9 protein-coding genes and 1 pseudogene are annotated in these 10,553 nt (G+C 57.9%); 5 read left to right on the forward strand and 5 right to left on the reverse strand.

The window, feature by feature from the left end; all coding sequences use genetic code 11:
- The first annotated feature begins 171 nt into the window (after positions 1–171).
- From FJW08_RS30245 to FJW08_RS30255, 3 genes are read left to right on the forward strand one after another with little or no spacing between them, the layout of a single operon-like run.
- On the forward strand, positions 172–1,467 hold the full coding sequence (locus FJW08_RS30245; RefSeq protein ID WP_140813499.1) for a class I SAM-dependent methyltransferase: 1,296 nt from the start codon (positions 172–174) through the stop codon (positions 1,465–1,467).
- A complete protein-coding gene (locus FJW08_RS30250; protein ID WP_140764566.1) occupies positions 1,464–2,279 on the forward strand; it encodes a sugar phosphate nucleotidyltransferase in 816 nt (271 codons plus the stop codon). Before FJW08_RS30245 ends, FJW08_RS30250 begins: the two co-directional genes overlap by 4 nt.
- Positions 2,276–2,929 (forward strand): PIG-L deacetylase family protein, encoded by a 654-nt coding sequence (locus FJW08_RS30255; protein WP_140764563.1) that lies wholly within the window; start codon positions 2,276–2,278, stop codon positions 2,927–2,929. The genes FJW08_RS30250 and FJW08_RS30255 overlap by 4 nt, the downstream gene beginning before the upstream one ends.
- Positions 2,930–3,093: 164 nt before the next feature.
- Here the strand turns inward: FJW08_RS30255 and FJW08_RS30260 are convergent, their stop codons facing one another.
- From FJW08_RS30260 to FJW08_RS30275, 4 genes are all read right to left on the reverse strand, one after another.
- On the reverse strand, positions 3,094–3,552 hold the full coding sequence (locus FJW08_RS30260; protein WP_140813500.1) for a response regulator: 459 nt from the start codon (positions 3,550–3,552) through the stop codon (positions 3,094–3,096).
- A complete protein-coding gene (locus tag FJW08_RS30265; RefSeq protein ID WP_140764560.1) occupies positions 3,549–4,976 on the reverse strand; it encodes a glutamate-1-semialdehyde 2,1-aminomutase in 1,428 nt (475 codons plus the stop codon). Before FJW08_RS30265 ends, FJW08_RS30260 begins: the two co-directional genes overlap by 4 nt.
- 649 nt (positions 4,977–5,625) lie before the next feature.
- A complete protein-coding gene (locus FJW08_RS30270) occupies positions 5,626–6,303 on the reverse strand; it encodes a response regulator transcription factor (protein ID WP_140765875.1) in 678 nt (225 codons plus the stop codon).
- Positions 6,304–7,077: 774 nt separating this feature from the next.
- Positions 7,078–7,302, reverse strand: coding sequence for a hypothetical protein (locus FJW08_RS30275; protein WP_140765873.1), 225 nt, complete (start codon positions 7,300–7,302; stop codon positions 7,078–7,080).
- A 554-nt stretch (positions 7,303–7,856) separates the two neighbouring features.
- Here FJW08_RS30275 and FJW08_RS30280 point away from each other — a divergent pair.
- A complete protein-coding gene (locus tag FJW08_RS30280) occupies positions 7,857–9,308 on the forward strand; it encodes a hypothetical protein (protein WP_246682662.1) in 1,452 nt (483 codons plus the stop codon).
- Between the two features lie 412 nt (positions 9,309–9,720).
- On the opposite strand, the gene FJW08_RS30285 is transcribed toward FJW08_RS30280, so the two are convergent.
- Positions 9,721–9,954, reverse strand: a complete 234-nt coding sequence (locus tag FJW08_RS30285) for a hypothetical protein (protein WP_140765871.1) — start codon at positions 9,952–9,954, stop codon at positions 9,721–9,723.
- A gap of 404 nt (positions 9,955–10,358) precedes the next feature.
- Between FJW08_RS30285 and FJW08_RS30290 the strand changes: the two are divergent.
- A pseudogene (locus FJW08_RS30290) lies at positions 10,359–10,553 on the forward strand (phosphomannomutase/phosphoglucomutase); the annotation flags it as partial.

The following is a 10,553-nucleotide window of genomic DNA, read 5'->3' on the forward strand; positions in this document are numbered from 1 at the left end:
TCGGCATCGCCGCCGCCGGCTCGCTATAAGGATTAATGCACCCGACGGATTGGCAAATCGAACCGGAGAGGGCTGGATCCTAACCTGCCGTCATCTGCCTACGGAGGCGCGGCAGGCATGGGTTCTGCGTAGCGCACTGCGTCTCCGTTAGGCAGCGAACAGGAGCGGGGAATGAACATTCAGGCTATCGAAACGGTTCGCGGTCACAGTGCGGCAAGCCGGAATGTCGGTTGCAGGCTCTGCGGGTCGCGCCTGCGCCACACATTGGTCGATCTAGGCATGTCTCCACCGTGCGAAAGCTTCCTGCAGGCCGAGCAGCTTGACCAAATGGAAGCCTACTATCCGCTCAACGTGCTTGTCTGCGACACTTGCTACCTGGTCCAGCTCAAGGAGTATCTGAGCCCCGAGACCATTTTCAGCGAATATGCCTATTTCTCTTCGTTCTCCACCAGCTGGGTGGCCCATTCGAAAGTGTATTGCGAGGCGATCACCAGACGGCTTGGGCTTGGCTGTGACAGTCTTGCGGTGGAGCTCGCAAGCAACGATGGTTACCTGCTGCAGCACTTTTTGCCACTGGGCGTTCCTGTACTGGGCGTCGAACCGGCAGCCAATGTTGCGCGCGCCGCGATCGAGAAAGGCGTGGCCACCCGGGTCGACTTCTTCGGGGTTCGGCTGGCAAATCAAATGGTGGGCGAAGGACATTGCGCCGACCTGATCATCGGCAACAACGTGCTGGCACAGGTGCCGGACCTCAATGACTTCGTCGCTGGGATGAAAATCCTACTCAAACCTCAGGGCGTGGTCACGCTCGAATTTCCACATATCGAGCGGCTGATGGCGGAGAACCAGTTCGACACGATTTATCATGAGCATTTCTCATATTTCTCGCTGCTGACGGTCGAGCTGATGGCGGCGCGCCACGGATTGCGGCTGATCGACGTCGAGGAGTTGCCCACCCATGGCGGCTCGCTGCGCGTCTATCTCGCCCATGAGGGCAGTCGCTGGGGCAAGGATGACAGGGTGGACAGACTTCTCGACCGAGAAAAGCGCCACGGGCTAACGGAGATGGTCACCTATGCCTCCTTCGGTCACAAGGCGCAGCGTGCCAAGCGCGACCTCTTGGCGTTCCTTATCTCGGCCAAAAACGAAGGGAGGAAGATTTGTGGCTACGGCGCTCCAGGCAAGGGCAACACGCTGCTCAATTACTGCGCTATCGGCACCGACTTCCTTGACTTCACGGTCGACCGCAATCCTTACAAGCATGGTCGCTTCACCCCGGGGATGCATATCCCGATCAAATCCGTCGATGCCATCGACGAAGTCCGGCCAGATTACATCCTGATCCTCCCGTGGAACCTGAAGGACGAGATCATCGAACAGATGCGCCATGTCGCCGCCTGGGGTGCAAGGTTTGTGGTCCCAATTCCGTTTGTGGCGGTGATCGATCCATCGGAGTTAGGCAGATGAAAGTCGTCCTTTTCTGCGGCGGTCGCGGGACCCGGATCCGCGACTATTCCGACAGTATACCCAAGCCGATGATCCCGCTTGGCCACCAGCCGATCCTGCGCCACGTTATGCAGTGGTACAGCGACTATGGACATGACGAATTCGTTTTGTGCCTGGGCTACAAAGCCAATGTCATCAAGGATTTCTTCCTCAACACACGGCCGCAGACCTTTTCCGATTGCGTGGTCACGCAGGGAGGTCAAGACGTGAAACTGCTGGGAGATCAAGTCAAGGACTGGAGCATTACCCTGCTTGATACGGGGGTCTGGCGTAACATCGGCGAACGCCTCTGGGCGGCAAGGGACCAAGTCAAGAACGAGAAGATGTTCCTGGCCAACTACTCCGATGGTCTGACCAACGTCGATCTCGACGACGTGGTCGCGAAGTTCGAAGCCAGCGGTAAGATCGGCTGTTTTCTCGCGGTGCGCGCACCGCTGACATACCATTTGGCCGATATCGCGGAAGACGGTCGCGTGCGTGAGTTCCGTACAACCGATACCTCGGAGATCTGGATCAACGGCGGCTACTTCTTGTTCCGCCCGCAAATCTTCGACTATATGCGCGATGGCGAGGAACTCGTTCTGGAGCCTTTCAGGCGACTGATCGACGACAACATGCTCATGGCGTACAAGCACGATGGCTTCTGGCGATCGATGGATACGCTGCGCGATTGGCAATCGCTCGAAGACATGGTCGAACGGGGCGATATGCCCTGGAATAGAAAAGTTACCGCCGAAAAAACCAGGCGCGGTTTGGTAATGGCTGGTTCATGAGAGGACTTGGTCTCGCACGTCGCGGGGAGGAACTCTCGATCCTCTGCCTCGGCGCCCATTCCGACGACATCGAGATCGGCGCCGGGGGCACTATCCTCGGTCTGATCGCGTCGGGGGTGAAACTGGACGTCCACTGGTGTGTGCTGAGCGCCGGCGGCCAGCGGTCGGTCGAGGCCAGCGCTTCGGCCGAAGCGTTCCTGAAAGGATCGAAGTCGTCGGTCATCGACATCGCGGATTTCGAAGACAGCTATTTCCCGGCCCATAGCCGGGCGATAAAGCAATGGTTGATAGATCTAAGATCCCGCGTCCATGCCGACCTGGTGCTGACCCACGCGAGGTTCGATGCCCATCAAGATCATCGGGAGGTCAATCAACTGACCTGGAATGTCTTTCGCGATCATCTCGTGATCGAATACGAGATTCCCAAATGGGATGGCGATCTTGGCCAGCCAAATGCGTACGTGCCGCTCTCTGCCGCAGTGCTGGATCGCAAGATCGACCTCCTGCAAGAGCACTTCGGCACGCAGCGCTCCAAGGACTGGTTCGACCGTGACACATTCGCGGGGCTCGCGAGATTGCGCGGGATGGAGTGCAGGGCCCCCGAACATTTCGCCGAGGCGTTTACACTCAGAAAAGCCAGACTTCTTTAGCGGATTTTCCGCCACGATTTGCTTGTGGATTTGTCTGAACCAAGGGGCACATGGTTCCTGGAGAAGGGCTTCGGACCGCGCTGTGCCTTCAGGAAACATCCCGACCTTGTTGGCGATCTTCGGGACGAAAAAGAGAATAAAAAGCGGTGGTGCATGGGTTAAAATCAGGCGTCGGCCGGTGCGGTGTGCTCACCTAGTGATTGCTGATCAAGAAGGTTGGACAGCTCCGTTACGAGACGCGCCATTTCGAACGGCTTTGAAATCATGATGCTGTTTGGAACGCCGTGTTTACCCCAATTCCTGGCGCTTTCGCCACTGACATAGATGACCGGCATCGCAGGAACGGCGTGGCGCAAATGCCTGGCGATTTCCCATCCCAGCTTTCCACTGCCTAGACGAACGTCGGTAACCAGAGCGCAGATCCTTGGTGGGTCTGCATCGAACATCTCAATAGCAAGCTCCGCATTTTTCGCACTGACGATCACGAAACCCGCATCCTCCAAGCCGGATACAATATCCATGCGGACCAGCACGTGATCTTCCACGATCAGAATTGCGCCGTCACCTAGGCCTAATTCTTTTGGGATAGCACGCTCTGCCAGATCTGGGCTGACCAGCGTCATGAAGTCGACAAGAGCCGGTGGCTTTCTGAATTGCCGTTTGGTCTCACTGCTCGCTGCCCGAGGGTTCTGGGGACCGCCGGTATCTGGGCCTGCGCATCGCCATTGTTGAAGCGACGGAAGACGACCTGCGAGGGGCGGCCGACCAAAAATTGGCTTGCTCCCGAATCCAGGGCCTGTGCGTACACGGCCAGGGCACCATCGACGGCTTCTATGGTTTTCATGACGGCCGCGTCGTCGTGCGTGTAGCTGACGACGAGAGATGGCATGAGGACACCACGCTTGATCGTCTCCTGCAGGAACAGGGAACGGTATGTCTGCGAGGGCTTGCCGTCCTGGTCAAGCGTGGCGTAGGCGAGACAACTGGGACGGCCGACAACTTTGAAGTGCCGATCCACTCCATGGCGTCTGGAAACCTCTGTGATAGCTTCCTTCAATTTCGTTCCCTGACGGTGCAGGTGTTCGATGACGGATTGGTCCCGATAAACCCGCACGGTCGCGATGGCCGCGGCAAGCGCGTGGGTTTCCGCGCCATGCGTGGTCGACAGCAGAAACACGCGGGGGCGATCCGTATGCTCGAGCCCGCCGAGCCGCATATATTCGCGTTTGCCTGCCAGGGCGGAGACCGAAAATCCATTGCCAAGAGCCTTGCCGAATGTCGACAAGTCCGGTTCGATGCCATAGAGCCTTTGTGCTCCCGCTGCATGCCACCTGAACCCGGTGATCATTTCGTCGAGTATGAACAGCGCGCCGTTTTCTCGGCAAAGACGCTGGACATTATGCAGGAAGCCGTCCGCCGGATCGTCGCCTCGGGAAGGTTCCAAGATCAGGGCGGCCACCTTGCCCGGGTGCTTGTCGAACAAATCCTTCACGCTAGCGATGTCGTTGAACCGGAAAGTGAGGGTCAGGTTTCGAACCGCTTCTGGAATTCCTGCATTCATCGGTGTGGTCCCGATGAACCAATCGTCTGTGGAAAAGAAGGGATGGTCGGCGCAGCATGCGACGAGATCACGACCCGTATACGCGCGGGCAAGGCGGACGGCCCCTGAAGTCGCGTCCGATCCGTCCTTGCAGAATTTTACCATCTGGGCGCCGACGAGTTCAAGGAACGTTTCGGCGCAGTCAACTTCGATCCTTGCGGGGCGCGTGAAGTTGGCTCCGCCGGCGAGCGCCGCCTCCACCGCCCTGAGCACAGTTGGGTAGGCATGCCCCAGCCCGACGGAACGGTTGCCCATGCCGTATTCGATGTATTGGTTCCCATCGACATCCCAGACGTGGCACCCCAGACCACGTTCGATAAAGCCCGGCGCTAGAACGGGATACTGATCCGCGCCCTTCGCGTAGGTGTGGCTGCCGCCCGGGATCAGCTCACGGGCACGTTCTTGAAGGCGTCCCGATTTGCGAAAACAGAGGCTTTGCTCAGGCATGCGGACTGCTCCAGTTCGATGGAAAGTCTAGATGTCTGGCGCTGGATTTTCGCGTTCTCCATAAGGTCACCCCTTTAGCACTTATGGTGGATGGAATATAGCGGATGGAAGACGCGGTCCTGCGGTCTGGTGCAGCAAACGCGCCAACTGCCTGTGCGGCGCCGGTTCACCACGGCGTGAAATTGCCATTTTGATTTGTACCCCGATGGCCTCTGGCGGGGGTCTGACAAACAGCATTGAGGCGCTAGCGAATGCGCTCGCGCAACGTTTCCTCATGCCGGGATCAGCTAATCCAACGCAGCTTGGTTGAAGTAGGGTCAATGCTAGGAACCTGGCAGAACAGTTCGCGTGTCCGAAACGCTCATGAGCATGGCGCAGCGGCTGCCGCGAACTACGATCACTGACCCGCGGACATCCAGGAAGTTCCAGTCGATGCTGCCAAATAGCCGTCCCCTACGTGATCACGCATTCACGGGAACGAACCTTATGGTAAACAGCTAGGAGCGGCCGATTCCTCAGGATGTAGCCGCTCAGGATGAAGCCCGCCCGGGTCGCTACCGTGGCGGGCTTTTCGTCGACCGTGACGTGCTTGGTGCGTTTGCTACGACGGCGATCGTACAATTGAAAGGAAGGCCGCTTGTGATTGCGATCACCTTTCGGCCGGAGCTCCTTCCGCGAAGAGATCATTGACCTTGTATGCGACTTCCGTGCGGTTGGTCGCCTTGAGCTTCTTCATGATGTTGCGGATGTGCACCTTCACCGTGCTTTCGCGCAGGTTCAGTTCAAAGGCGATGATCTTGTTGGCCTTGCCGCGTCGGAGCGCCTGCGCGACCTCAGCCTGCCTGAGCGTGAACATGCCGGTCAAGGGCGCGTCACGGCTGCCTGAATCTATAAGGTGCCGCATAGACAGAACGCTACTTGCCGGAACGAAGATGCCTCCGGCTGCCGCCAGATTGATTGCCTCGACACAGACGTCGATCCCCACAGAGGTTGGAATGTAGCCGCGTGCGCCACATTCGAGAGCCGTCAGTATCTGTGCAAGGTCTTCTGTGTCCGCCAAAATCACCACGGGCACCGACTTGAATTCGGACGAAATTCGCCTGATCTGGTCCGCGATACCCTGGTCGGTGACTTTCCGGCCACCCAGGTTGAAGAGAATGGCTGCAAGCGTCATCCCCTCTTTCACGCGCCATTCTGCAATCGATCCCATGGCCTCGACGGCCATGCCGAGTTCGTGATCTTCCAAAGCCGATGCGAGACATTCGCGGTCGAGCGCCCTTCCGTCCAGGATGAGCAGACATTCCCTCCCTGCTGGTTGATGGACCATTCCCGTTCTGCCGGACGGGATTTCTGCCTGATCTGCCGAAGTGTTATGCAGTCCTAATATGGAACCCATACTTTTGCCCACCCTTTTCCACGCAATCCGCCTTGCGGCCAAATAGCTCCTCAACCTTCAGTTCCTTCAGAATTGAAAATTTAGTGCCCACCGTTTTGGGAGGTTCAGCTGGAATAGCCCAGCCTTGCACCCACTGCTGTTCCCTATTCCCAACCCCAACTAGAACAACCTGAGCTTATGGGCTATTTATCAGCCGGCGCTAACATAGATTAACATTTCGTTAAATTTTCGAATCTGCGAAAAACACTGATGGCGAACCCCGCCGCGGGCGCTAGGGTTTGGGTAAACATGTGCGCTGGCCAGTCGATCGTCCCTGTGGAGCGTCTGAATACCGCACGACGTATGCAACGCTCTGAACGTGAACTCATCCGGCGATGGCTGCCTCGGCGGTCCTCATCCAATAGGCGTAGCCGAGGGCCGCTTCCCTCTCCCGGCAAGTCAAAAGCCGCGTATCTCCAAAAGCTCGGTTGACTGCACAGGCGCCGGCACTGTCATCTAAGCGCCTGCTTCGCGCAACGATCAACGAAAGGAAAGGACCGGGTAGGGAAGCTCCCTGGCGCTCCTTGGACGATGCGGCAAATGCCAGCTCGATTAATTGGGAATGGCAAGGTCACCGCCAGCATCCCGTGCGGACATGTGGCTCCGAAGCAGCACACGGCCCCGCCGCACTTACCCATACAGAGTTCCGCGATGTTAAGCTCGGGCTCAGGCAATCCCCTGGGGATCGCTCTCGGTCAGCCAATATGAGTCCAGAACGGGTCCGCCATTCTGGATCTCGGCTTCGAAGGCGTCGATCAGCCTTTTGGCGGCCTTGCTGGCGATATGGCTCTCAGGGTAGTTGGCCTTCACGGCCCGTGCACACTCGTAAACTTCCTTGAGTTGCCTAACCTGCTTGAGCCCTAACGCGCGATATACTCCCTGGCTGGTCATATCGCCTCTCCTCCTGTTGTGGAACTCTCCGCTCCCCGGCCTTCTATGCGTCTGCATTGACACAGGTTTTCTGGCTGAAAGCAAAAACTGCGTGCGACTGTAGTAAGATCGTCGGCTTCCCGGGTCGAGGCGTTCTTTAGGGGGCCTGCCGGAACCAAGGCTTAGCCATTCGCGGGAGGGTACGACCCGCTTCCCGCTCCTTCGCCGATCTGTTCTGTTCTCCCATCGTGATCAGGTGCATGTTTAGTGCGACTTTGAAGGGGCCATTCGACCATTCAGCCCTCAGCGCTTTTGGGCGCACCATCACCTTGATTATCAAGACCTCGCAAGGGACGTGGGGACGAGCATTCGCGCGACCTACCTTCGCCGGTGGAAGGCTACCCCCTTTGACTCACTTGCCCGGGGCATTCAGCTGTCGAAAGATCAGCGATCGGACAGCTCGTTGTATCCGCGTCACCGGGCCAACTAAGCGGGAACTCGTCGGCATGCAGGTGTCTCTGCCGGGACTGCTAATATGCGCGGCTATTTTGGTCACGTCCTACTATTCAAGGGGAATGCTGATCATCGGCTTGATCGCTTCCCAGGCTTTCGGCGCGACGGCCGTCATGACACTGACCTTTCTGGGCGGGTCATCTCCGTTGATCTATACCATGTTCGCGGCCTTGCTCGTCACGGCCGTCGCCGCAAGACGCCGTATATGGCTTGATCTTGGAATCGTGTTCGGAAGCATCCGGCCGGTCTGGATCCTGACAAGCCTAATGCTGTACGCAATCATCGGATCATGGTTGTTTCCGAGGTTCTTTGCCGGACAGACCGCCGTATTCGTGCAGTCCAAGACCCGCGGCATAGTCATAGAAGATTCTTTGGCGCCGGTTTCCGGCAACATTTCTCAGACCGCGTATTTCATTCTTGGTGGACTCACCGCTATAGCGCTTTGCGCGCTGCTGCTGCACTCAGACCGGATCGAGCAGGTCCGGCGCGGCTTCTTCTTGTGGTGCGGCCTCCACGCGGGGATGGGAGTCTTCGATTTCATCAGCAAGAACGTGGGCGCGGGAGACCTGCTGGCCCCGATTAGAACCGCCAACTACGCGATCATATCGAACGCGACGGAGGCAGGATTCGTGCGGATCACCGGACCTTTTTCGGAGGCCTCGTCATTCGCCAGCGTTTCCCTCGCCTGTCTGGCATTCTGCTACAGCTACTGGAGAAAGACGAAATCACCGCTGGCCAAATGGCTATCTGCCATCCTGCTCTTCCTGACCATTCTGTCGACTTCGTCGACCGCTTACGTAGGGCTGACACTGCTATGCATCCCGGTTGCTTTGTCGATGCTGGCCTCGGTCCTGAGGGGAAAAGTCGAGAGCGAAGAGATACTGATAATGGCTCTCATGGTGGTGGGCGGGGCCGCCATATTGGGCATAAGTCTTTACAAGGCCGAGGCGTTTGACCCGTTCGTCAGGCTGATCAACAGCACCATCATCAACAAAGCGGATTCCGGGTCGGGCCATGAACGCACGTATTGGAATGTGAAGAGCCTGCAGTCGTTTCTCGATACCAGCGGACTGGGCGTGGGGTTCGGCAGCTCAAGAGCATCGAGTTGGCCGATTGCTGTCCTGTCCCAGTTGGGCTTGTTCGGGTCGCTTATGATGGGTGTCCTCCTGTGTGTCCTGGCTAGGGGGGCGGTTCGGGAATGGGTGGATCCAGAAACAGATGCCGTCGTGGCGAGCGTCAGGAATGCGGCCCTTGCAAGCATAATTGCCATGTCGGTGTCGGGCGGCAGCGCTGATCCAGGCATCCTCTTTTTCATCGCACTTGCAGTCGTTTGCGCCACGAGAGCCAGCGCTCGGCGCACCATGGCCGCATTGGAACGATCTGCCCCGGCGTCCGGCCATGGCGGGGCCAACGTCGTGTACTCCGGTTCCGCCGCATTGGCTTCGCGACGGCAAAGGTTGCTAGCGATGAGTCAGGGCCCGGTCATGTTCAAAATGGACGGCGATGTCGAGTGATCGGCGATCCCCGGGCGCGAACGCCCTTGGCTGGGGCGCCGGTCGGCCCGGCAACGAGCAGGAGGGCTGCCGCCAGACCTTTCGGAGCGTGCAAGCTGTGCCGAAGAATTGAAGCAAGGTCGTGCCCGCAAACAACACGCACCATCCTGCTTACCGTTAGGGCCTTCTGTTGCCAAAAAGGATGCTTGGCCGCAGGGCGGCAAAGCTGCCAGGGAAGCGACCAATACGGGCATGTCCGTGAGTGGAAGGCCGAGCTATTAGGGCGGGAAACGGGCAGCGTCAGCGTCAACCGCGACATCGAAGTGATGAGCGCCCGACGCCACAAGCTTGTCTAAGCTCACCTGCGCATCGCACGGCTATATCGTTCCAGGGCAACCCGTTCGTGCGAAGTTGACCCGGGTTTTGGGAATTTTCAGAAGACTTTTATATTGCAATCAATATTTGCTTCCATGACGGGGCGACGGCTTTCGTCGGACACAATTACCGAAAGTTTGCTTTGCAACTCGCCCTGAACTTCGTCCTGCGCCATAGCGACTAGCATTCTGACTGCGTCTACCCGGGCCTCAAGCGCACCAACGTAGTGGGTGCCCTCCGTGTCGGGAAAATGGGATTTGCCGTCCCGGACATCGAAAAAAAACAGTGGCATTTTGCCTCCGCGCTTAACAACAAACCGATCGTCAGAGCAGAGGGTTTTGCATCTTGCTCAAGGCTGCTTAGGGCATTCTCCCGCAACATTCTAGCAACCGCAGATGGTCAACCGGAGACGGTTGTGGAGAACTCAAATCGCATCGATCACAAAATATTAAAGCATGATTGGCCGGCAGAAAACACCACGTAGCGCGACAGCTGTCGCGATTCCAAAAGCAGTGTCGGCCTGCCGCTGAGGGCGCCAAACTGTACAGCAGGCCATCGAAAACCCCCGACACCCTTGCTCGACGGCTGTCGCGACAGGCTCAACCAAACTGATAGATAGGCCCGAGGAATGGTTCCGGTAAGCTACCGCCTCGACAACCGCATTATGTCGTTTGCATCCGTTCGGAGTTTCCTGTCGTGCCTCTGAATTTCATTGCCGAAGCCCGGCCCAACACGTTCGCGTTTGAATCCTCTGCGCTGATCAAGGCATGCGGCTTTCGAGAATATGATGCGCGCTGGTGGTTTGGACAGGTCGCGCCCGAACTTAACCTGATCGGCGTTCAGGCGCTGGGTATGGGGCTGGGCACGATGATCCGCCGTCTCGGCGTTGGA

Source organism: Mesorhizobium sp. B3-2-1 (assembly GCF_006439515.1).
Classification (GTDB): Bacteria; Pseudomonadota; Alphaproteobacteria; order Rhizobiales; family Rhizobiaceae; genus Mesorhizobium.